The sequence below is a fragment of the Bradyrhizobium sp. SPXBL-04 genome (genome assembly GCF_051853035.1).
GTDB lineage: Bacteria > Pseudomonadota > Alphaproteobacteria > Rhizobiales > Xanthobacteraceae > Bradyrhizobium > Bradyrhizobium zhanjiangense.
The window spans coordinates 3,861,047-3,883,513 of the sequence record NZ_CP182472.1 but is presented as its reverse complement, the minus strand read 5'-3'; the positions used below and the strand labels follow the sequence as shown (position 1 = coordinate 3,883,513).

Annotated in this window: 22 protein-coding genes and 2 pseudogenes; 6 read left to right on the top strand and 18 right to left on the bottom strand. The window is 59.3% G+C overall.

The features are described 5' to 3' along the window. Positions 1–387: 387 nt before the first annotated feature. A complete protein-coding gene (locus ACNJX8_RS18340) occupies positions 388–627 on the bottom strand; it encodes a helix-turn-helix domain-containing protein (RefSeq protein WP_439361591.1) in 240 nt (79 codons plus the stop codon). Positions 628–735: 108 nt separating this feature from the next. On the opposite strand from ACNJX8_RS18340, the gene ACNJX8_RS18335 reads away from it, so the two are divergent. Beyond that, entirely contained in the window at positions 736–1,122 is a 387-nt protein-coding gene (locus tag ACNJX8_RS18335; RefSeq protein ID WP_439361590.1) for a hypothetical protein, read from the top strand. A 17-nt stretch (positions 1,123–1,139) separates the two neighbouring features. Here the strand turns inward: ACNJX8_RS18335 and ACNJX8_RS18330 are convergent, their stop codons facing one another. From ACNJX8_RS18330 to ACNJX8_RS18250, 17 genes and pseudogenes are all read right to left on the bottom strand, one after another. Further along, a complete protein-coding gene (locus ACNJX8_RS18330) occupies positions 1,140–1,373 on the bottom strand; it encodes a DUF2274 domain-containing protein (RefSeq protein WP_439361589.1) in 234 nt (77 codons plus the stop codon). A gap of 3 nt (positions 1,374–1,376) precedes the next feature. Further along, positions 1,377–1,898: a TrbI/VirB10 family protein gene (locus ACNJX8_RS18325; protein WP_439361934.1), complete on the bottom strand. Its 522-nt coding sequence runs from the start codon at positions 1,896–1,898 to the stop codon at positions 1,377–1,379. Further along, on the bottom strand, positions 1,792–3,195 hold the full coding sequence (gene trbG, locus ACNJX8_RS18320) for a P-type conjugative transfer protein TrbG (RefSeq protein WP_439361588.1): 1,404 nt from the start codon (positions 3,193–3,195) through the stop codon (positions 1,792–1,794). The genes ACNJX8_RS18325 and trbG overlap by 107 nt, the downstream gene beginning before the upstream one ends. Then, the gene (gene trbF / locus ACNJX8_RS18315) at positions 3,192–3,896 is read right to left on the bottom strand and encodes a conjugal transfer protein TrbF (protein ID WP_439361587.1); all 705 of its coding nucleotides are present in this window, start codon (positions 3,894–3,896) and stop codon (positions 3,192–3,194) included. Before trbF ends, trbG begins: the two co-directional genes overlap by 4 nt. A 178-nt stretch (positions 3,897–4,074) precedes the next feature. Then, positions 4,075–4,638, bottom strand: a pseudogene (locus ACNJX8_RS18310) (conjugal transfer protein TrbE); the annotation flags it as partial. Positions 4,639–4,813: 175 nt separating this feature from the next. After that, positions 4,814–5,335, bottom strand: a pseudogene (locus ACNJX8_RS18305) (ParB/RepB/Spo0J family partition protein); the annotation flags it as partial. A gap of 120 nt (positions 5,336–5,455) precedes the next feature. Continuing rightward, a complete protein-coding gene (locus ACNJX8_RS18300) occupies positions 5,456–6,424 on the bottom strand; it encodes an ArdC family protein (protein WP_439361586.1) in 969 nt (322 codons plus the stop codon). A gap of 415 nt (positions 6,425–6,839) precedes the next feature. Further along, positions 6,840–7,358: a hypothetical protein gene (locus ACNJX8_RS18295; protein ID WP_439361585.1), complete on the bottom strand. Its 519-nt coding sequence runs from the start codon at positions 7,356–7,358 to the stop codon at positions 6,840–6,842. An 89-nt stretch (positions 7,359–7,447) separates the two neighbouring features. After that, a complete protein-coding gene (locus tag ACNJX8_RS18290; protein WP_439361584.1) occupies positions 7,448–8,086 on the bottom strand; it encodes an acyl-homoserine-lactone synthase in 639 nt (212 codons plus the stop codon). A gap of 194 nt (positions 8,087–8,280) precedes the next feature. Continuing rightward, on the bottom strand, positions 8,281–9,012 hold the full coding sequence (locus tag ACNJX8_RS18285) for an autoinducer binding domain-containing protein (protein WP_439361583.1): 732 nt from the start codon (positions 9,010–9,012) through the stop codon (positions 8,281–8,283). Positions 9,013–9,684: 672 nt separating this feature from the next. Beyond that, positions 9,685–10,116: a DoxX family protein gene (locus tag ACNJX8_RS18280; RefSeq protein WP_439361582.1), complete on the bottom strand. Its 432-nt coding sequence runs from the start codon at positions 10,114–10,116 to the stop codon at positions 9,685–9,687. Positions 10,117–10,175: 59 nt separating this feature from the next. Beyond that, a complete protein-coding gene (locus ACNJX8_RS18275) occupies positions 10,176–11,213 on the bottom strand; it encodes a zinc-binding dehydrogenase (RefSeq protein ID WP_439361581.1) in 1,038 nt (345 codons plus the stop codon). Between the two features lie 103 nt (positions 11,214–11,316). Continuing rightward, positions 11,317–12,285: a Bug family tripartite tricarboxylate transporter substrate binding protein gene (locus ACNJX8_RS18270; RefSeq protein ID WP_439361580.1), complete on the bottom strand. Its 969-nt coding sequence runs from the start codon at positions 12,283–12,285 to the stop codon at positions 11,317–11,319. Positions 12,286–12,641: 356 nt separating this feature from the next. Further along, positions 12,642–14,852 (bottom strand): molybdopterin cofactor-binding domain-containing protein, encoded by a 2,211-nt coding sequence (locus tag ACNJX8_RS18265; RefSeq protein ID WP_439361579.1) that lies wholly within the window; start codon positions 14,850–14,852, stop codon positions 12,642–12,644. A 1-nt stretch (position 14,853) separates the two neighbouring features. After that, positions 14,854–15,309 (bottom strand): (2Fe-2S)-binding protein, encoded by a 456-nt coding sequence (locus tag ACNJX8_RS18260; RefSeq protein ID WP_439361578.1) that lies wholly within the window; start codon positions 15,307–15,309, stop codon positions 14,854–14,856. 945 nt (positions 15,310–16,254) lie between these two features. Continuing rightward, entirely contained in the window at positions 16,255–16,683 is a 429-nt protein-coding gene (locus ACNJX8_RS18255) for a carboxymuconolactone decarboxylase family protein (RefSeq protein ID WP_439361577.1), read from the bottom strand. 379 nt (positions 16,684–17,062) lie between these two features. After that, a complete protein-coding gene (locus ACNJX8_RS18250; RefSeq protein WP_439361576.1) occupies positions 17,063–17,842 on the bottom strand; it encodes a TetR/AcrR family transcriptional regulator in 780 nt (259 codons plus the stop codon). A 555-nt stretch (positions 17,843–18,397) separates the two neighbouring features. Between ACNJX8_RS18250 and ACNJX8_RS18245 the strand changes: the two genes are divergently transcribed. The 5 genes from ACNJX8_RS18245 (at position 18,398) to ACNJX8_RS18225 (ending at position 22,422) form a co-directional block, all read left to right on the top strand. Continuing rightward, entirely contained in the window at positions 18,398–18,979 is a 582-nt protein-coding gene (locus ACNJX8_RS18245; protein WP_439361575.1) for a VOC family protein, read from the top strand. A 294-nt stretch (positions 18,980–19,273) separates the two neighbouring features. Next, positions 19,274–19,744: an Lrp/AsnC family transcriptional regulator gene (locus ACNJX8_RS18240; protein ID WP_439361574.1), complete on the top strand. Its 471-nt coding sequence runs from the start codon at positions 19,274–19,276 to the stop codon at positions 19,742–19,744. Positions 19,745–19,830: 86 nt separating this feature from the next. Next, positions 19,831–20,529, top strand: coding sequence for a fumarylacetoacetate hydrolase family protein (locus ACNJX8_RS18235; protein ID WP_439361573.1), 699 nt, complete (start codon positions 19,831–19,833; stop codon positions 20,527–20,529). 134 nt (positions 20,530–20,663) lie between these two features. Continuing rightward, a complete protein-coding gene (locus tag ACNJX8_RS18230; protein ID WP_439361572.1) occupies positions 20,664–21,746 on the top strand; it encodes a cupin domain-containing protein in 1,083 nt (360 codons plus the stop codon). A gap of 100 nt (positions 21,747–21,846) precedes the next feature. Next, complete coding sequence (locus ACNJX8_RS18225; protein WP_439361571.1) at positions 21,847–22,422, top strand: maleylpyruvate isomerase N-terminal domain-containing protein; 576 nt, start codon at positions 21,847–21,849, stop codon at positions 22,420–22,422. Positions 22,423–22,467: the final 45 nt, after the last annotated feature.

Here is a 22,467-nt window from a genome sequence, read left to right as displayed (position 1 = left end):
GAGGCCCTATATCTCCAACGATAGTCGGCCGCGGGAAACGGAGGCGCTGCCAGAATGTCTTGACCCTGCGCAATGATGTGGCACCAGCGCCTCGCTAGCGTGACGGACTGTAGAGCAGCCGCCGCTTATGTTCCGCATTGCCACTTACCTGGTAAGCCACAAGACCACGACACCGTTGAATTCGCGGTTTTTTGCTTGCTGTACCGTAAGAGCCGTTAAGAGTCAGGCAGCTGACGGCAAAAGCCGTACAGCAATTTGGTCGTGTCCGCCCATACCAAAAAAACGCCTCACGAGACGCTTTAGTTCTCGGCAATCCCCCCGCAAAGGACTTGGAAAATAATAACGCACTTTGGTGGGCGCACTAGGCTCGAGCCTGGGACTCGCGGATTAAGAGTCAGCGGCTCCGCTAGTTCGTCGTCTGCGACGACGAACCAGCTCCTCGGGGTCGACGTCCAACGCCCGAGCTATCCGCTCAAGCACTAAGAGCGAGGGATTCCTCTTGCCCGTTTCGACGCCGCTTAGATAGGTCTGATGGACCTTGGACCTGTCGGCGAGCTCCTCCTGGCTGAGTTTCTTTGCTCGGCGCAAATCCTGAATATTTAAGCCGACTCGGTCCTGCAAGCGCATGCAGGAAAATCGAGAGAAACAGCACTATCAGCCCATAGACTATAAGTCATAAAGCGACTAAGCTGGCGATTTCTAGTGCAAGTTCAGCGAGCTATGTCGATAGAACAAGTGGACCTCACTTTTGGCGCCTTCGCCAAATGCGGCCAAGCCACGGCAACCGTTGGTTACCGTGACGCATCGACAGGAAGCGTGATAGCCTCGATCGAAATTCCGGCCCAAGTGATCGAACGGGCGGTTCTCGAGAATTCTTCCGTGGAAATCACCTTGTTAAGCAACGGAGAGATTGCCTCCGTTGTCGTTGGACCGGCATCTGACTGCTTGTCCGCAAGGATGAGCGTCTCCCTTGACCACCTGGTGAACGCGTTGGTAACCAGCGAAAACCTGGAAAGGGAAGAGGCGACGGAAGCGGAGCTAAGAACACTACTCGGACGCCTTTACAAATCCGTTGAATTGGTTGAGCGCACGATCCGACTCCTCGGAGGTAGGATGAAATAGGCCCGCAGAATTGATGCCTAGGATACGACGCCCATCGACTCGCCATTTCTCTTCTTGCTGCCCCTCCGAAAATCTGCGTCGCTATCAAGAAACGCCTCGAGCATGAACGGTATCAGCTCAGCTACCTCCTCCTTGGTGCCGTACGTCTCTGCATAAAAAGCGGAATACTCGCGCAGCCGCTGCGCCAAGGTTGGCGTGAGCACGACGGTTATCTTCACTGGAGTCCGATCAGGCAGCTTCGCAAGCTTCATCTCTCACCTGCCCTTCACTGCTGTCTGAGCATCCTGGTACGGCTTCATCACCAGATCCTTCGAAACAATCACCCGCAGCGGCCATCCGGGCCGCACCGTGATCGTCGGCTGCACGTCGAGCTCGCGCTCCACCAGGCGCTGTCCCGCACGATTAGTCGTTTGCTGCGTGCTTTCCCGCAGCGCCTTCACGAGATCGCTCTCGTCGTTTCCGATCGATAGCTGGGTTCCCACCCCGATCAGGGTCGCCAAGGCCACACCCTTAAGCAACTGCCAGGTATGGAAGTCGACCTGGTCCTCGAGCCCGGCATAGCCTGCAACGTCGGTAGCCGGAAGGTTCTCGATCACGATCGAATTGCCGTTCGGCAGGATGAGCCGGCTCCAGACGACCAGCGCCCGCTTCTGACCAAAGGCGACGACGCTATCGTACTTGCCCACAATTCTCGTCCCCTGCGGGATCAAGAGATGCTCTCCCGTCACCGTGTCGTAGACGTTCTCGGTGACCTGACCTATCGTGGCGCCAGGCAGGTCCGAATTCAGCCCCGTGACGAGGCTCGCCGGAATGATCGACCCCGCCATCACCGCATAGGTGGATGGCGCCGGTTTGAGCGCATGGGGATTGGTGGTCTCCGTGTCGGCTTTCGCTCCCACGAAGGCCAGCTTTCGTGCCTGCGACGAGGGAATGATCTCGCTGGAGCGGTCGATCATCGCCTGCGCTGTCTTTGCGAGTTCTGCAGCGGATGGCCCCGTTTCCGGTGTTGAAGGCCGGAACGCGGATGGGGAAGCAGCCGGCACCTCGGTCGTGCTTGCCTGCCTGCGCTTGTCCTGCTTCTCCGACAGGCGGACGAACAAGCCCGACTCCTTCGCCTGCTGAGCGACGCGCGTCTGGCGGAAGCTCGGCGGCGCCGAACATCCGATCGACGATGTAGTAGGAACCGCGGACCCGGTAGTTGACGAGGTTCGGCCGGCCGTCGGCTCCGGCGACGAACAAAGGCGGCGCATCGCCTTGCGACAGGCCGGACGGCATCTGGATATAGACCTTGCGGCCGTCGTCAAAGGCGCGCACTGGCCGCCACGGAGGATCGTCTCCTTCAATGCGATAGCGGAAGTTGAGGCTGTCAAGCCGGACGCCGCGGTCGGCGACCCGCTCTTCGTTTTCCTGGGCGACGGCGTTCTGCTTGTGGAGCGCGACGAGCGTGTCGGTCGGATAAGTCCACGAGATGGACGCCATATAGGTCTGCTTGGTCGAGACGAGCTCAAGGTGATAGGCGCGCCGGTCAGTCAGGACCACGAGATTCGTCTGAATATCCGGAAGCGTTGGCTTGACGAGAATATGCACGCGCCGGGCGCTCCCCTGCCCGCTCGACGTGTCGCCAACCACCCAGCGAACCGTATCGCCCGTGGAGACGTCGATCAGTTCCTCACCGGCTTGAAGCGCGATGGTCGAGACCTTCTCCGGGCTTGCATAGAGCCGGTAAAGCGCACCTTCCGTCCAGGGGTAAACCTGGATAGCGTTGATGTACCCGGCGCGTGTCGGCTCCATCCTCGCCGCCTTGTTGGCTTTGGCGATCGCCTGCTCCGGCGGCAGCTTTTCCTCCTTGGCGGCCTTTGTCGGAAAGGGTTTCAACTGGCCCGGCAAAGGCAGGACCTTGGGTGTTTCGACGACTTGCACCGGCGCCGGCGGATCAGTTTCTGGGAGCGCCTTCTCAAATGTCATCTCATCATAGGGCGCTTCGAGATTGAGTTTGGTGGCGCATCCGGCAAGCCCAAGGGACAAGGCTAAAACGCTGGCCGACGCGAGCTTGGTAAGGACTCTGGAATTCATTTGGCGTCTCCGATGAGGTCGCGCGACCAGTTGAGGGAATGGACGTAGAGGCCGAGGGGGTTCTTCCGCAGCGTTTCGGCATCCGCGGGCGGCTTGAGAACGGTGGTGACGAGACCCGTGAAGCGCTCGGTCTTTGCGATCGCGCCGTTCTCGTAGGTGTTCTCTCTCCAGCGGATCTCGAAGCTGTCGCCGGACGCACGCACCACGGACGTGACTTCGGCCGTCACGGTCCTGGAGCCGATCTTCGTGAACGGATCGGCTTCACGGGCGTAGTCGTTCAATGCTTGCGCGCCGCGGTCGGTGACGAAGTCGTAGGCACGCAGCCAGTTCGCCCGGACGATGACCGGATCGATCGACAGCGAGCGGACGTTCTCGATGAACCGCGCAAGGAAGTGCGCGATCTGTGCGTCTGACGGCTGGTAGGCCTCGAGCGCCGGCCCGACTGCTCGGACTTCACCAAGCCGATCGACCTCGACCACATAGGGAACGACACCGGAGCGAGCGATCTGGGTGAAGATCGTCAATCCGAGGACGCTGGAAAGGCCGATGGCTGCCAGCGCTGCAAGCCGCCAGTTGCTGGCCTGAACACGGGCGGACCCGAGTCGCTCGTCCCAGACCTGGGCTGCCTTCTGATAGGGCGTGACAGGTTCTGGCGTTTCGCCGTACCGGACGGATACGCGCTCAAAGGGGTGACCAGCCATATCCTACTCCTCTCCCAGTTTCGGGCCCGACGAATGCCCACCTTTGTCACCCTCTTTCAGCGTGTGGGCTGCGACTTGTGCCGCTTCCCTTGCGTGTCCGCGTCCTGACGGCGCCGCTGCACGCCCTGCGCCTGACACAGGCGCTCCGTTCGCTGCGAAGCCAGTGCCCGCGCTCGCGAGCTGAACCGAGGCTTCTCAGCGCCGACCAGAGCGTCTCCTTGACGTCGGGCGTCACGGTCACGCGCTCATGGGCGAGCACGCCACAGAGCCAGTCGAGCGCCCAGAGTCTCGCCCCCTCCTCCGCGACGTCCTTGAGCGGCTGAAACGCGATGCCGCCCTTGGCGCCCAGCTCGTACCAGGCGCCCGACAATGCGAGCGTGGTGACCCGCGCCGAGCGGCCCTTGTCAAACGTGATCAACTGGGCGTTCGGATAGCGTCGGAATTGAAGGGCGAGCATCGAAAGCAGGACCGACTTGCCCGCCCCCGTTGGACCGACGATGATTGTGTGTCCGACATCGCCCGCGTGAAGCGACAAGCGAAACGGGGTCGCACCCTTGGTCTTGGCGATCAGAAGCGGCGGTCCATCAAGGTGCTCGCACCGCTCCGGTCCAGCCCATACTGCCGACAACGGGCACATATGGGCAAGGTTCAGAGTGTGAACGATGGGCTGGCGGATGTTGGCATACGCTTGGCCCGGCAGACCGCCAAGCCAGGCTTCGACCGCGTTGACGCTCTCCCGGATCGGTCACGATGTCGCCCTTGTAGGCCTCGACCGGAAACAGCGCAGCGCCCGTTGCAATCTGCTCGCTGCCGAACAGCCATTGCTTCAACTGGTGCCCTCTTGGCGCGCCGTCGGCGCCGCCGTCGGGTCCGTTCTCGGCTTCAAACGCCGCGACCCAGTCCTTTTGCTGGCTGCGGGTGGCGGTGGCGAGCAGTTGCAGTTCCTCGGGCTCGATATCACCATTCCGGTAGGCGTCCTTGATCGCGCTGTTGAGGCCTGCGAGCGCAAGGCGCTGCTTGACGTAGCGTTCGGTCTGCCCGAACGTTTGGGCGATATCGGCGACGGCTCGGCCTTGCTTCAACAGCTTGGCGAACGCTTCGTATTCCTGCAATTCGTCCATGGGAGCGCGTGCGACGTTCTCGATCAGGGACGCTTCCAGAGCGTCAGCATCGCTGTCGGCTTCCGTCACCGCGCACGGCAGCAGGACGTTGTTGGTCGTCACGCCCTGCTCCTCTGCGACCTTGCTTGCCGCAAAGTACCGGCGTCGTCCGGCGACGATCTCGAAGACATCGCCGTGGGGCCGGACCAGCAAAGGCTGAAGCACGCCGCGCGCGCGGACCGAGGGCAGGATGTCGGAGATGTCAGGGGCTTTCCGGCTATGCCGGACATTGACGTTCGTAAGCCTGAGATTGCTAAGGGCGATGTTACGCAGTTCCATGTCAGTTATCCTTGTCCTTGAGAACAGGCTCATTGATTGCGGGCGACCTCGTCGAAGAGCCCGATGCCGAGAGGCCGTTTAGGGGGCGAGCGACGGCGGCTGCCGACGCCCGCCCCGTCGTCACGGTCCAATCTCGGGCTGCATCGCAGTCGCTGAGGCTTCGCCGCCTTCTCCGAAGGCGAGCAGGAAATCGGCGGCCTTGGAGGCCTTGCTTGCGGCGCGGAAGATCGCGCGGCTATCGTCCCGAAGGACCTTCAGCCACGAGCCGAGATAGTCGGCATGGCGAACGGTGGGCTTGATCGACAGCGCGGCGCAGACGAAGGCTGCGGTGAGTTCGGCGATCAGCTCTTCGTTGGCGTAGAGTTTTGAGCCGAATGCGCCTGACAACTCGCGGTTCAGGCGCGAGAGGTGGCCGGTCCAGTGCCCAAGCTCGTGGAACAGCGTGCGGTAGTAGTTGATCTGCTCAAAAAAAGCGGGCTGTGGCGGGACGTGGACGGTGTCGTCTGACGGCGAATAGAAAGCCTTTGCGCCACCGATGCGGATATCGGCGCGCGTTGCGACAGTGAGCGCTTCGGCCTGCGGCACGATCTCGCGTTCTGGCAAGGGCGGCGCCTCGGCGAGGCAATGATCCGGCAGGTTGTCGCACTGATCGACATTGAAGACGGTGTAGCGCCGCAGGAATGGAACGGCCGCCCCTTCCGCGTCCTGCTGGTCTTGAGAGATGCGCCCTACGCCACCCTGCTCGCGCTTGGGAACGAAGCGGTCGGCATAGCAGACCGTAACGCCGTGCTCGCCCTTGCGTACCGCCCCGCCAAGACCTGCGGCTTGGCGGAAGGTGAGCCATCGCCCCGAGGCGAAGCTTCCCTCGAACAACCGTCCCCACAGGATCAGAACGTTGATCCCGGAATAGACCTTGCCCGTGGCTGCATTTCTCGGGAGAGCGAAAGCCTGATTGCCGCCCCCCGTGCCCCATGGCCGGGCCCATGGGAAGATGCCAGCCTCCAGATCGGCAACGATGTGAGCCGTGATTTCTTCGTAGAGACTTGCCTTCGGCTTGACCGCATGATGGCGGGTTGAATTCTTGGACATGACGATCTCCGCTCGCTCCTCTTCCGCGTCCTGCCCCCGAAAGGCGGGGTGGGCGGCGAAGAGCGACCGGAAAGCCCCGAACGTGAAGGCGGACCGCACCGGAACGGCCGGAGCGTTAGCGGAGGACCGCGCCAAGCACACAAGCGACACAGAGAGCCCAAGCGAGGCGCGGTTGCGGACCGCCGGTTCGGGGCTATGCGGGAGCGCCGCCCACCCCGCCTTCCGGGGGCTCATCAAAAGCGCCGGCCGCGTGCGGCCGGCTCCTCAAAGCATTGCCTCAAACGGATCGCCGGCGCGTCACCGAGGCCGTCGCGCACTATCGATCACGCAGACAACACGCGAGCTTAAAATCCGTGGACGACGTGTTTGCGCCAGGGATCGAAGCCGGAGGCCGAGACCGCGAAGCGGGCTCGGTTCACGAGAGCCCGGTCCGCAAGCGGCAGCTTGCGGGAGGCGCCATTGAGGAGAGCAATTCCTGGACCCTCCGACTGACGGCCGGATCGTTTAAGCACACGGCCCATTCGAGCAGAGCTTGTCGAATCGTGGTCGCGAGGATGCCGTGATGCGCTAATCGAGTTAAAGCGAGGCACCGGTCGGGTTCATCCCGTGCGGCCGACAAATCCGAGAGCAGCCGTATGTCATAGCCTTGCCGCGCCCCTTCCAATGCCGCGATCAGCACCTCTTCCTCAAGGAATGCTCCGCCCAGAAACACGACGCCCGCATCTGATTCCCTGAGGCGTGCCGCAAGACGGGGATCCTGCCATACGGAAAGGGCATCGATATCGAATTGCTCTAGCGAAGCGGCAATCTGATCAGGAAGAATGCCCTGCTCATACTCGCCAACTGCGATTTGGGGAATGCCAAAGACCTCGCGGCAAGCCGGCAGCAGAGCGAGATTTACGCGGGCGCCAAGGGCGGACGCCTGAGCGTCCACCCCGCCGCCTCGTGTGATGTTCAAAAGAACGATACAGCTATGTTGCGGATCGGCTAGCACGAGACGGGACCTCGGCGACTACCCAGAGATCAAGCGGCCTTGCGTTCCGAAGCGAGCGGGGTCAGAACCGGTCCGTCCACCTCGGCCTGCCGGTACATGGCTTCGAGCGCCTGATCCGAATCGTGAAGTAATCCGGCAAGCGCGATGGTCTGCCCAAGCGGCTGCGGCTCACACAGCCGCTCCAACGGCCAGCCGGTTCGTCTCAGGATGCGCTCCATTCGCGCATCGGTGACAGTCACAATGGATTGCGCTCCCGCTGCTCGAACCCACTCCAGCATCGCGGCAAACAGCACGAAGGTGGCGCGATTGAACCCGCCTCGGCCGGGGTCGACACTGCGCTTTGTGTCGACGCAGAAGCGCGAGCTTTCGAGAATGCCCTCGTCGCTTGGCGCCGCCCCGTTACCCAGAAGATGGGAAAAGGTGTCGGCGAGCATGTTTGGGCCTGTCGTGGGCAGGAGCCTGACGCAGCCGAGGACCTCATTCTCCTCTGAAACCACGAGAAGATATGTCGGACTTAGAGCATCATAAACATCGATTTCCAGGTCGCCTGATACTGACACGCTCCAGTCCAGCCGGTCTTTGAAAACACGGCGGCGGAGCCGATACATCGATCTTAGAAGATCCAGATGGCGACCAAATTGAGACCTGTGAAGCGCGATGGCATGCATGTCGACCTCCTCGAATGACCGGGAAGGCTTTGACAGCAGAAAACGGATACGTGATCGCCTGTCAGATTTTGCAGGTGGCGTGAGATCCGCCGGATCACGTTAGACTACTTTTGCTGGAATACAATGCGCCATGCGTCGTCGAGGCGCGCGCGCGCCCTCCGATCTGGCTTCGCTGGAAATCGAATGAGAGGCCGTCAGCTCAACAGGCCCCGGCGCAAGGCCATCGCTACACACTGGGCGATCGACGCCGCGCCCAGTTTGCGGCGCGCGTTCTCAAGATGAAAGACGACGGTACGCGGTGCGATCGCGATCAGAACGGCAATATCGGCGACCGTCTTACCCTGGGCCGTCCATGCGAGGCACTGACACTCGCGCTGGGTCAACTCATTTCCAATCAGTTGCCGCGTGATGAAAGCAGCTTCGAGCCGAGCGGCGACATGGACGTGAAAATACAAGCCGGCCTGATGGATGATATCCTTGCACTCGCCAGCGATACGATCGATATCTGTCTTGCGATCGTCCGTCGCCAGCGTAAAGGCCGCCATTCGTCCGAAACCGCCCCTGATCGGCACAGTGATGCCGGATCGAATGCCAAAGGTGGAGGCCTCATCAAAGAACTGGCGCTGTGCTCGCGAGCCGGCGGGCGCGCAGGCCACCCCACCCCAACTGAAGAGATCCCGTTCGACCTTGGCCCGGAGGATCACCGGGTCGAGCTGCTGATATCCTAGATGAAAGTAGCGGTTGGTCCAGGATTTTGGGTAGGACGAGATGAGCATTGGCGCCTCGTCCGTTAAGCGCAAATAGGCAAATCGCTGAAACCCAAGCTTTTGCGCGAGCCGCGCCGCGATCCGTTCAAACGCGTTCGCATCGCCCGCCGTCTGGATAGCATCGATGAACTCCTGGAAGGTATTCTCGATCGAATTCATTTGTTCGGACCATCTCGGCATTTGTCTGCCGCTTCTCGTCGATCGTTGATGGCTTTTGGTGCATTTCGGCGAAGGCGGATCCACGCTTGCCGGTCGGCATCCGCGCACCTCCGCTTCCTCAATTGGGATTGCCGTGCTTCGGCCGGCGCAGAGCATCTTGGTGTGTCGGTTGCGGGAACTTAATGCATCATCATCGAACACGGCTCACCGACGCGCAGGTGGCAAATGGGTCTCCAATTATTCCTCATCGACAGGATTCAACAATTAGGTCGCAAGAGAGCTCGCACAGAGAACGTAGGATCCCCTTGATGACCACCTGTATCGCAACGAGCGCTCCAGCAGCGCCATTATACAGCAGATATCGGACGTCACCAATCATCGGCGAACCTTGCATGTTGCGTGTGGGTCTGGCGGTGCCGTTCGACCACTGGAAGACTCTCACCATCGTGACCGGCCTGTGCGACTGTGGCCTGACCGCGACCGCGTTCTTCTACTGACGGATGATCGGAGTCCGTTTTCCCCAGCGATGTCGAAGAAACCCTAGCGCCTTGATCTGAATTCCCTGATGTAGCCCGAAACCGATAAGCTTGCGCTCGCCCGCGGGATCGAACTCGTACGTGATTTCGAACTGGCGAGCCTGCATCGAGCGCGGGGGGCCAGTTTCCAGGTTGATCAGAATTCGCGACCAATGAGCCTGTCCACCGACAATCGGCGGCCCCCTAGAACGGTGATCGCAAGGCAGCAGGCCGTCCATAAGATCGAGTACTCCATCGCCGACCAGCCCCTTGCCGAGGTCACGTAGATGGTGACGGTCAGAAGACCAGCGCATACCGCTGCGGCAGGGCGCGTCAAAAGGCCGACGGCGATGAGCAGCCCACCGACGAACTCGATCGATCCGGTGAGATCCACGAAAAACGCGGCAGGCTTGAAGCCGATGGCCTGAAAGGCCACAACCGTCTTTGCAGGATCACCGCCAAACCATCCGAACAGCTTTTGCGCGCCGTGCGGGACGAGCAGAAGCCCAGCTGTGACACGGATCAGGGGATAAGCGAGGGGTTCGAGGCCGTTATAGAGGGGTTTCAGAAACGGCAAAAACATTCTCATCTGACGGATTTCCTTCTATTCTTGCAATCTACGCAGCGAATAGAGGTTAGGGGCGGAGCTTATTTCAACGTCGGGTCAAGTACGATCTTACCTAGCACCTCCTGTGTTTCCATAAGGTGATGCGCGTCCGCCGCGCGCGAAAGTGGTAGCACTTGCTCGATTACCGCCTGAACCTTCCCGGCTGCGGCGGCAGCAAAAATCTTCGGAATGTCGGCGCGGGAGTAGCCTGGCCGGCCCCTGATTGAGATGCTTTTCTGATAAAGATGAGAAAAATCTATTGGCACAACCGGGCCGGCGTGCGCTCCCGCCGTGACTAGGCGACCGTTGGAGCCGATCGCGCGAAACGCTGCCGGCAATACCTTTGGATTCGCAACGTTGTCATAGAGCACGTCGACACCCTTGCCTCCCGTGATCCCCATGATTTCCGCATAAAGGTCCTGAGAGTTGTAGTTCACGGCATAGTCTGCACCAAGGGACTTCGCCAGTCTGGCGCGATCGTCCGAACCTGCCGCGGCAATAACCTTGGCACCGACCACGTTTTTCGCGATCTGAATCCCGAGCGTCCCGAGATTACCTCCCGCGCCCATGATGAGCACGGTTTCGGATCCTTTGAGTTCAGCGACATTGACGAGAAGATTCCAGGCGGTCGGAACGTGTCGCATGACGACGGCGGCGTGATGAAAGTCGATATCCGACGGGATTTCGACTGCGACAGCGGCCGGGACTGTGACTTTCTCTGCGAAACCACCGGGTCTGTTTATGCCCATCATACCGAAGGGTCCGCGATAGTCCTCGATGGTGATACATGCATCGAGCGGCATCATGCCCGCAGCGGCCACGCGCATACCCGTGAGCCACCCGGTGACGCCTGGACCAACCTTGTCGACCACACCGGCACAATCAACCCCGGGGATAAGAGGCAGAACAATGCCACGATGACGCTCGTGCCCAGCACGAACCGAAACATCCAGTACCCGATTAACCGTAGAGGCGAGAATGCGAATGCGAATCTCGCCTTTCCGTGGCTCTGGCTCCGCCACGTCCTCGTAGCGCATGACCTCGGGCGGTCCAAACTCACGAAGTACGATCGCCTTCATTCAATGCACTCCTCGAACACAGCGGTATTTCTCGCCGCGAGGCATGTAGAGGACATTGCTGTCCGGGCCAATTGACAGCAGCGCTCCGTCGCCTACGTCGCTCTCAGTTAATCTTAAGGCCGATCTCGCGGATGACGTTTCCCCACTTGTCTGATTCACTTTTCATGAAAGCTGCGAACTCACTCGGCGAAGTCGCGATGGATTTGAGCATGTTGGGCGCCAAGAATTTTCGCTCGAAGTCGGGGTCGGAGAGGATCTGCCTTACATCTTTGTTGATCTTGTCGACAACGGGCTGAGGTGTACCTGCCGGCGCAACCAGGCCGACCCAAGTATAGGCCTCAAATCCCGCAAGCCCGCTCTCCGAAATGGTCGGCACATTCGGCAAGTTTGATAGCCTCTGGAGACCGCCCGTCGCCAGAAGCCTGACAGATCCTGTTTCCGCAGCTTCCGCTGCCGGAGCGGGTGATACCAGCATCATGGAAACAGTTCCCGCAAGGACGTCAGACAAGGCGGGCGCCCCGCCGCGATAGTGGACAGCCAGTAGCTTGAACTGACCGAGCTGCTGCATGAGTTCGAAGTTGAGATGCATGCTCGATCCTGCGCCGACAGTGCCGTAGCTCAGGACCCCTGGCTTGGCCTTTGCAAGCGCCATCAGTTCTTGAAAAGTGGTGGCCGGGATGGAGCTATGAACAATCAGAGCTTGATCGATGCGGCCTATGGCCGTGATGGGCGCAAAGTTTTTGAAAGGATCGTACTGCAGCGCTGGGTACAGGTGCTGGTTTATGGCGAAGGTGGCATCGGGCGCGACGAGCAGCACGTAACCGTCAGGTTGCGCCCGAGCGACCGCCACGGCGCCAATTTGACTATTGGCGCCAGACTTATTCTCGATGATGACGGGCTGCTTCCAAATTTCGGACAGACGCTGTCCGAGAGTTCTCGCGATCGTGTCGACAAGGGCGCCCGGAGCTGTCGGAACGACGATCGTAACCGGCTTGCTTGGATATTGCTCCTGAGCAGCTGCGCCCACTATCAACAGACCAACAATCCAAAGAGTATAAAGAACCCGCTGCATTTAAACGACCCATGCTGATAGTGACATTAATCGACCACTTTGCTGATCGCGCCGCACCCCGACGGCAACCCCAAAGCCTATCCACAACGACCAGCCCGCCTCGGCCGACAACACCTTTTCCTGCACGTGAGCAGACTGGCAAGATGCGCTGTCAGGCATCCCAAATCCGATAAGTCGTCGATCTGCGAACTCGACAGCCCTGTGTGCCTCTGGTGCGCCCGTCAAGCGTTCGTGACCAGCCTTGCAATCGCTACGAGACGGCCTCTCGAGAGAGCACCCGTGACAATGCCGGAAGAAACCAGAAAGCCAGCCGAAACGCAGGAGCGCTCCGGCTGGAGTCTGGGAGGTTACCCGTATCAAGCAATTGCTTTTTTCACCCGCTCGGGCAGGAACGGCGTGTGTCGCAAACGCACCCCGCTCAACGCCATAATTGCGTTAGATATGCACGGCGCAACCAGGGGCGTTCCCGCTTCACTAACCCCGGTCGGAGGATTGTCGGTCTTGATCACCTCGACGTGAATTTCCGGAATGTCGTTCATTCGCGGGATTGCATAGTCATAGAAGTTAGACTGTTCGACTGCGCCATCCTTGATCGAAATGCGTTCGCTTAAGGTCAAGCCGACGCCGAAAACGATGCTTCCCTCCATCTGAGCGACGACATTGTCGGGCTGGACTGCGAGCCCGCAATCAACGGTGCTCCAGAAATTATGCACCGTTACCTTGCCACTGGCTTGGTCGAGCGACACTTCTGCCACGCCCGCAACGTGAGTGTGCTGAAAGTCCATATAGGCCAATCCTAAAGCACGGCCGGAGCGCTTCTTGCCCCATTCCGCCATTTGGCACACCCGCTCTACCACCTTGCGTGCACGCGGGCTGCCCTTGAGCAGCTCCAGCCTAAATTCGAGGGGATCCACGCGACGACTCCGCGCCACATCGTCCATGAACGCCTCGGTGGCGAACTTGTTGGCGTTCGCTCCAATGGCGCGAAGCGGACTGGTGCGAATACCAGTCTCTTGATAGATCTGCTCGACGAGAAAATTCGGTACGTCGTAACCGTCTACGTCGGTGCCGCTCATCAGCATGCCGTCCCTACCGCCGCGTTCAACGAAGCGCACGGGATCGAGATATTGCGTTAGTCGATCTGCCGCAACGCGATGGTGCCAAGCGATCAGCTTGCCCGCTCCGTCGAAGCCAGCGCGCAAGAAATTAGCGGAGAGAGATCGAAAGCGGCCGTTGCGAACGTCATCCTCTCGCGTCCATATCGTCTTTATTGGGCGCCCGACTTCTTTGGACAGCATGACCGCATCCATGATGAAATCAGCGTCGCGGCTGCCTCGCCGACCGAAGCCGCCTCCCAGCAAGAAGTTGTTAAGCTTCACCTTGTCTCGGGGGATACCGAGAAACTTGGCCGGTGTTGACTGCGCGATAGACTGCCCCTGGGTGCCCGCCCAAATCTCGACAGAGCTGCCATCCGGGGCCACGGAGGCGACCGCATTTAGCGGCTCCATTTGCGCGTGATAGGCATAGTCGCATCGGTATTCGCCTTCAACGACGCTGGCCGCCTTCTCAAGTTCGGCACGCGCCTGCCCCCGCGCATTCCAGTTCAGTGCGGGCCCCTTCATATTCTTGGCCCTTGCCCCAAAAGCGTCGAGCCCCTTGTCGCTGTCGAATCCCCAAGCTAAGCCGGTCCGTGTCCACGTGACTGCACCATTGAGCGCTTCGCGTGCCTTTAGGGCAGCCCAGACGGTATCGGCAACGGCACCCACTCCGTGCGGCAGCCGAACCACAGAAACGACCCCTGGAACCGCCTTGACCGTCGCCTCATTTATCTTGTCGGGAATCGCCCCCTCGATCGGCGCGCGCAATACCACACCGTAGAGCATGTTCGGGACTTGGACATCGATCGAGTAGGCCGCACTGCCGTTCACTTTCAGAGGCAGTTCGATCCGCATGCGATCCTTGCCAATCAGGCGAAAGTCGGCGGGTTTCTTGAGCTGATCCACCGTGATCTCAGGAGCCGTTGCGGGCACATCTGCGAACTTGGCGATATCACCATAGGTCAACCTCCGCCCCGATTTCCTATGAACGACCACGCTCGGCTCGGTGGCAAGCTCTTCGAGAGGAACGCCCCATTTACGTGCAGCATTTTCCAGCAGCACCCGTCGCACCTGCGCGCCGGCGACCCGCAGCGGCGTGTAATAACCCTCGAGGGTGTATGATCCCGCGGTATACAGCATCCGATATACTGGACTGCCATAGATCTCATCAACTATCGGGGCCGGTACGACGTTGACGCGGGACCAATCAGCATCGAGCTCCTCCGCAACGATCAAGGGCAGCGCCGTCATTGACCCCTGCCCCATCTCAGCGGCGGGCGACATGATTTGGATTGTACCGTCCCCTGCAATGCTGATCCACGGGCTCATCGTCTTTCCGCCAGGATCAGTAGCATTAGTTATCGCGTTGGCGTTCTCTGGGAGCGCGATCGCGAACGACAATCCGGCCGCGCCGATCATGACCTGACGACGTGATAGAAGCGCTTCAGATTTCTCGATGCGCTTGCTCATGTCATGCCTCCCGCGACGCGCGCTCAACCGCCCGAATGATGCGCTGATAAGTGCCGCAACGGCACAGATTGCTGCTCATGTGTTCGACGATCTCGGAACGCGTAGGCTTAGGCTTTTGGTTCAGCAAATCAGCAGCACTCATAATCTGTCCGGACTGACAGTAGCCGCACTGCGGTACGCTCTCAGCGAGCCAAGCCTTCTGAACCGGATGGCTGGAGTCGGCTGAGAGGCCCTCAATCGTAGTGACCGACCTACCAGACAACTCGGAAAGCTGCGTCTGACACGAATACGCTCGCTTTCCATCAATATGGACCATGCAGGCGCCGCAAAGTCCCGCCCCACAGCCAAATTTTGTGCCGGTCAGCTTGAGACTTTCGCGGATCACCCAAAGGAGTGGAGTATCACTCGGCGCATCGACAGACACCGGTTTGCCATTGATCGTAAAACTAGTTGCCATGTCTTCCTCCAAGTAGCGCAACAGAGCTCCTGCGCGCATGAACTATTAGAACTTCCGCATCGTTCTCGTCGGTAAGCGCCGCGCATGCAGGTCACCGAATCGGTCAACAAAAACGGACGGGTTCATGGCGGATCGACCGCTCAGCGATGAGCGGCGAAAGGACCTTTTTTGATCACTGACCCCAGCTATCGCCATCATTGGGTAGGACTGCCCACGATCGGTCGCGGAGCAAACTGGCCGGCGTGATGATTTTGCTTGTGCGGACCATTGCATCAGCGACGAGTCCATGGAGTTCGGTGCCCGTCGAACGGAGCAAAGTTGCTTCATTCCAACCGTAACTTCGCGAACGGTGCCGCCTGGCACGGCAGCCTCGAGCTGGACGTTGCTCGGCTCGTGCAGCCGCCGCGTTCTTTTCGAACTCGCCCGCGCGCTCATTGGATCGTTTCTCCCAAGCCGCATTGTTACACATTGAAAAGGGTGTTTCTTGCCAAATTTGGTGATCGGATCGCGTAGAGTTGGTGGGTATTGCCAAGTACCGGCATATTCCAACGTTTCTGCACGACGATTGCAGAGCACCTAATGGCGTGAAGCGCACGTGACGATCGAAGGCCCTCCCAAGCAATCACTTCAGCCATGTCTGTTTTGTATTCGCCAAGAAGGTGCGCGCTGTTAGACTCGGACCCCGGACTGCTAGCGCAACTCACCACGAGCGCCCAGCAGGAAGCTTGACGGATTCGGCTCTCAACGCTGTTGGCGCTCCAAAGCTGAATCTCGTGTCGCATCACGCCAGCCGACCCTCCGGCTTCTTCGACGTCGGGGAAATCAGCCCTCAACATCTCGAAGGCGCCGGCGCAGATCACTCGGCCGAATGGGCTCCCGATAAAATCCTCCCGCTCGCCGATCTCGTCTTTGCACCGAGCCACTCATCTCTGGCGCGCCTTCTCGCTAAGGCCGCCTCTCGGTGGTCTTCAACTCCACAGCTGTGGGTTCAGGCTTGATCCGCAGAGCTTTGGTGAACCGCGTATTTCCAACATACCAGGCTACGAGGGCGGACAAATCTATGACACCCTGCGCGCCGAACGCGTCGAGCGCGGCCTGAAAAGTCCCATCATCCACCTCGCCGGCGCCAGCAGCCTGCTCTACAAATGCAAGCGCCGCCCTCTCCTCGCCAGAGAACAGATCTGACTCGACCCAGCTATTGAGGGCTTCAATTTTTGAAAAGGGCACACCGATTTTGGTCGTCACTCCGACGTGCACGCTCCATTCATATGCGCCGTCGTTCAGTTGGCAAATACGCAGGATCATCAGTTGCTGTAGCGGCCTGGGGATCGAGGATTGCCCGCGCAGAGCCGTCGCATACGTTGCCTGAGCCATCAACATCGCGGGAGAATGGCACAATGTCCTATGAATATTTAGGATTTCACCGCCCCGAGCGCGAATTGCCGAAAACGCCTCGGTGATCCGATGATCTTCGACTGTACTGTCCCCGAGCCGGGATGAATTCCCAGACGTACGCATTGCACACACCTCCAAACAGGGCTTGTTGCAATAGACATGGCGCGCGCTCGGCCTGACGCAGGCGCGGATGGAGAGCTCGACAAGAGCGCTCAGTCATCGAGAAAGGCTCACAGATGCGAGCCTCTCTCAAATTGTAATATGTCCGATTTTATGACGTGTCAACGTTTGACGTCGGCGCTGTCGTTACGGCCGAAGCTATCGAGTTCAGGCGACAAGGGCGCGGAGCCCAATCTGACTATGTGCGATTGCGAACGGGGCCGCGACGCGTGGCCGGAGCGACCTCGGCTTTGGAGCCCTTCATTCCATCGAGAAGCAAGGCAGTCATGGTTCTCAGTTCCGCAAGTCCGGGCTCGACCGATGGCTTCTCGGTAGCGTGGAGCCACCAGCGCACAGACGCGAACATGAGATAGAAGATCGTGCGAGCGGCCAGATCGACGTCGATATACGGCATGATCTCGCCCGCATCGCGCGCCTTGGATACGAGGTCTCGAAGATGACTGATCGTCTCGAGGCGAATACGACTGAACTCGCGGGCATGGGGAGACGTGGTGTGAAACACATTCTCACGCAAGATGGTGCGAAAAAGATCCGGCTCTGCGGCGTATGCAGAGTATACCGGCCGAAAATGGGCGACGACCGCATCAACGAGAGATCCCTGATAGACGCCGGCTTCTCGGCAACGGTCTATCACAGGAGCCATGAATTCATTGAAGATGAGCAGTACCAGCTCTCGCTTGTTCTCTGCGTAGAATCCGAGAGTCCCAAGAGCGACACGCGCCTCCTTGGCGATGTCGCGAAGCGTTGTGCCGTCGTATCCTACCTCGGCGAACTGACGGCGCGCGGCCGCGTAGATTCGCTGAAACTTGTCGACTTTATTCTGTTCCCTAAGTCCCAACGTCTCCGCATTATCCGCATGCGCGCCACGGATGCGATAAACGTCGTGAGCCTGTTCCTTTTCACGAGAAATAGCGCGCTTGCTGGAACGCTGCGTCTTCGATTTTGCCTTTGATTTCATCGCATCCGCTGATTGTTATCTGCCGAACCTTAATCAGCGCTCATGTCAAGGATCTCATTTGCCTACGACTGCACCGTACAAAGACTCATGAAATTGACAATGCTGCTCGCAGATAGAGTGCCCCAGAAACCGACGCCATCTTTTGGCTTGTTCAGCAGCAAACCGACTGCAAGTAAAAATTGTACACGGTACATTTTTCTTGGTCAAGCACTGGACGCGATTCAGACCTTGTGGATCGCTCAAAGACACCCATGGAGCGGCGGCCAGGCGGCATCAGTTTCCTGTTGAGGGTGACGCCAACCGTGTCTCTCACTGGGAGGCAAGCCAAGCGGCAGCCAGCCTGCGCATTGCATGAACAATTACTGGACAAATATCATTTTCGGTCTTATACCATTTTCTGTCGCCATGGCGCGCTTGAGAACTTCTGGGGCCCGCAAGGATGAGAGGCGAAGCACACGACTTGAAGATCGGGAAAGTCGAGCGAACGCAGCCTGCTTTACGGACGGCATTCGAAATGCGCGTGTGATGGTCTGAACAAGAGGAGGAGTTTGACGGATGACCACGAAAGAGACGACCTCGCACCTGTCCAACCTTAATCCCAAGGTCGGCGGGCGCGAAGAAAAGGTCGACAATGCCTTCGGATTGTGGGGATTGGACCACTTCGCATTGACCACCCAGAACGTAGCGATCATGGAGCGTTTCGTGCGTGAATTCATGGGAGGCGAGCCCTATTATTACGCGGGCTTTGATGAGACGGACAAGAAGATGGGCCGAAAGCCCCACCTCTTCCTACGGATCGGTCACTCGCTTTTGCAATGCACAGAGGAAGCAGGCCCTTCCACGCCGCAGCCCGACGACAACAACATTTCCCCGCACTGGGGCTTCAGGACCACGGTAGCGGGGCTGGATATGAACATTGAGCGCTTGAAGAAGGAAGGCATCCCCTTCTTCGGGCCAATGAGCCACCGTGATATCGATATTGTTTCCGTGTATTTCAAATCACCCGAGGGCCACAAGTTCGAGATCTGCACTTGGGAGGGATACCCCGAGGACAAGGCTCGGATGATGGGAGCGCCCGGTGTCGGCTTCATTCCATGGAAAGATTTGAATCATAACTGGCCACATACGCGGGGCTGATCCAAATCCGGATGGTCAACACGGGGCCGCGGGACGGTATAAACGATCCGCGGCATTGCATTCGCGAATGAGGCATGTGATGCCGCTTCGCGAATGCGGCGGTCTCAAACCGCGTAACCGCACTGCAGATCTGATCCTGCTTTTAGCCATCTTCGAAAATAGGTTCTGCGCGAGCAAGGACGCGGTTTCGTCAACTGAGTTTTTGACATGCCCTTCACACAAAGCGCTCAGGCCACTCGAACCAGGAGCCGCGACCTGGTCACCTGCAATGACGATAAGGTGGTGAGACTGAGAATGTCGGTTTCCAACCTAGATGCGATCGACAGAAAAATCATCAAAGCTCTTCAAAGCGATGGCAAGATCACGATTGGAGACCTCGCCGAAAAGGTTGGTCTGTCCGGCTCTCCGTGTGCCCGCAGGGTGCGGCAGCTTGAGGATAGCGGCATCATCAAAGGCTACGCGGCCATCATTGATCAGGAGAAGGTCGGATTATCGGTCAGCGCCTTCGCATCAGTCAAACTCGAACGTCAGACTGAGGAGCATGTCGAGCGCTTTGCAACAGCCGTTATGAACTGGCCGGAAGTTATCGATTGTTACCTGATGACAGGACAGCGCGACTTTTTGCTACGAATAGCCGCCAGCGATCTGCGGGCCTACGAGCGCTTCTTGAGGGAGAAGCTGGCGCGCCTTGAAGGCATAGCGTCAATTGAGACCAGCTTTGCCTTGGTACAGATGAAGCGTTCTGAGGCACTGCCAGTTCCGTAAGCTGGTCTGACGACAGTCCGATACCCAATCTCTCTCGCTCGGGTTCGGGGTACGATTGAAATTGCACATCGAAGAGGGGCACCAGATTGAGTTTCGTGTTCGACCCAACTCCTACTCCAAGCGCCGCCGTCTATGGCCAAATCACACGCTTTCCCGTCAGACGTATCTTCTGCGTCGGGCGAAACTACGAGGCCCACGCACGCGAAATGGGCAAGGACCCTTCTCGCGAAGCACCGTTCTTCTTCACCAAACCCGCAGATGCAGTGGTGGACGACGGGGCCATCGTGCCCTACCCGCCGTTGACAAGGGATTTCCAGCATGAGGCCGAGCTTGTCGTCGCGATCGGACGGGCTGGGTTCAACGTGCAGGAAGACAGTGCTTGGGACTTAATCTGGGGTTATGCGATCGGTAATGATCTGACGCGCCGAGACTTGCAATTGGAGGCACGTGATAAGGGACGGCCCTGGGACTGGGGCAAGGCTTTCGACAAGTCAGCCGTATGCGGGCCGATCCACATGGCTTCACGCGTGGGTCGGCTCGCCTCGGGTGGGATCCGGCTATCCGTCAACGGTACCGTTCGCCAGAGCGCCGACCTCTCCCAGCTCATCTGGTCAGTGCCGGAGATCCTCTCGATTCTCTCACGTGCTGTACGCCTATTGCCGGGCGACCTCGTCTATACGGGTACCCCCGCAGGCGTTGGCGCATTGGTGCCTGGAGACGTCTGCGTCGTCGAGATCGAAGGATTGGGCGCGCTCACCACCACGATTGCAGGGCCGATTGGATGAGCTGACTGGTCCTCCGTAACTACGTAAATCTCGATGCGAGGCAAGTTACTCACGGCCATGCCGTTCATTCTCTGCCCCGAAACGAGCGCAGCAACTCACGCGGTCATCACTATGCGACGACTAGGCGAGAAAACATGACTGATCAAGATCACAGCAACATGATGAAGCCGGAAGACACTCCGGAGCTACGTCGACTGTATGCGGATTTTGAAGCCGAGTATCTCAAACCGCTATGGACGCAGATCGACGACCTCATGCCGGCCGTGCCTGCCCCCAAGGCGGTGCCTCACATATGGAAGTGGTCACGGCTCCTGCCGCTGGCGCAACGTTCAGGTGAACTCGTTCCAGTGGGACGCGGCGGGGAACGGCGCGCCATCGGACTCGCCAATCCAGGCCTCGGTGGCAGAGCCTATATCAGTCCCACGCTCTGGGCGGCGATCCAATATCTCGGTCCTCGGGAGACCGCCCCAGAACACCGGCATGCTCAAAATGCCTTCCGGTTCGTTGTAGATGGTGAAGGCGTATGGACCGTCGTAAACGGTGACCCGGTGCGGATGAGTCGAGGCGACCTCCTGCTGACACCCGGCTGGCATTTTCACGGCCACCACAACGACACAGACGCTTCGATGGCATGGATCGACGGTCTCGACATTCCATTCTCCTACCAGAACGACGTCGGATTTTTCGAGTTTGGGTCCGATCGCGTGACTGACTACGCGACGCCACGCCTTTCGCGCGGAGAGCGTCTCTGGTCGTATCCTGGCCTGCGGCCGCTTTCGCAGCTCAAGGACACCGTCAGTTCGCCTCTCAGCGCGTACCGATGGGAGTCCACCGACCGCGCACTGGCTGAGCAACTGCTTCTCGAGGACGAGGGACAGCCGGCAACGGTCGAGCAAGGGCACGCAGCGATCCGCTACATCAATCCGACGACCGGCGGTGATGTTATGCCGACCATCCGCGCCGAGTTTCACCGCATTCGCGCGGGAACGTCTACGGCACCACGACGTGAGGTCGGTTCGTCGGTGTTCCAGGTCTTCGAAGGCTCAGGGACGGTGTCGCTCAATGGCACCACGACAAAGCTAGAAAAGGGGGACCTCTTCGTTGTACCCTCCTGGGTTGGCTGGACACTTGAGGCTGAGACGCAGTTCGATCTGTTTCGGTTCTCGGATGCGCCCATAATGGAGCGTTTGCACTTCGCCAGGACTCAAATCGACTAGTCCGAGCGCCAGGCCCGCTTGAGGTCTGATCCCGGCGTGCCTGAGGTGCAGAGAAGCCGGCATAGGAATGTCCCGGCTATCAAAGGTGCGGATGTTGACAATGACTAGTCGCGTGGAAGAGGAAGCTCAGAGGCAATTGTGTGAACAGCCGGGCCCAGGGTCACGATACGACTTCCCGAAGGTACCCAAGCGAGATCTTTTGTGGGCACGCCAAGGGACAGCCTACTTCGCTCGCAAGCTGAACGAACTCTCGGACAACGCGCTGAACGCGCCCTCCCTCATTCCGTGCTGGACCCGTCGCCATGTCGTTGCTCACATCGGCTATCAGGCCCGCAGCCTTGCCCGACTTGCCGAAGCGGCGCGCAAGGGAACGGCCAAGGAGGTTCTGGCAGAACCTGAACACCAGTATGAGGACGTCGCTTTCGGCGCGACCCTTCCCGCCCATGCGCTGCGCCATCTATTCCAGCACTCGGCGGTGCATCTCGACGTTGAATGGCGAGATCTGACCGCTTCCCAGTGGCAGTCGAGCGTGTTGTCTCTGAAAGGTGATCCTGTCCCGCTTTCGATAACGCCGTGGTCTCGAGCAACTGAGATCTGGAGGCGAGCCATTGACCTCGATAACGGCGGCTCGCCAAGCGATATTCCTATCGGCCTGCGCGATCAGACGCAGATGTAGTGCTTCGCTCGAAATAAGCTTCAACCTGCGTCGTGGAAACGATTT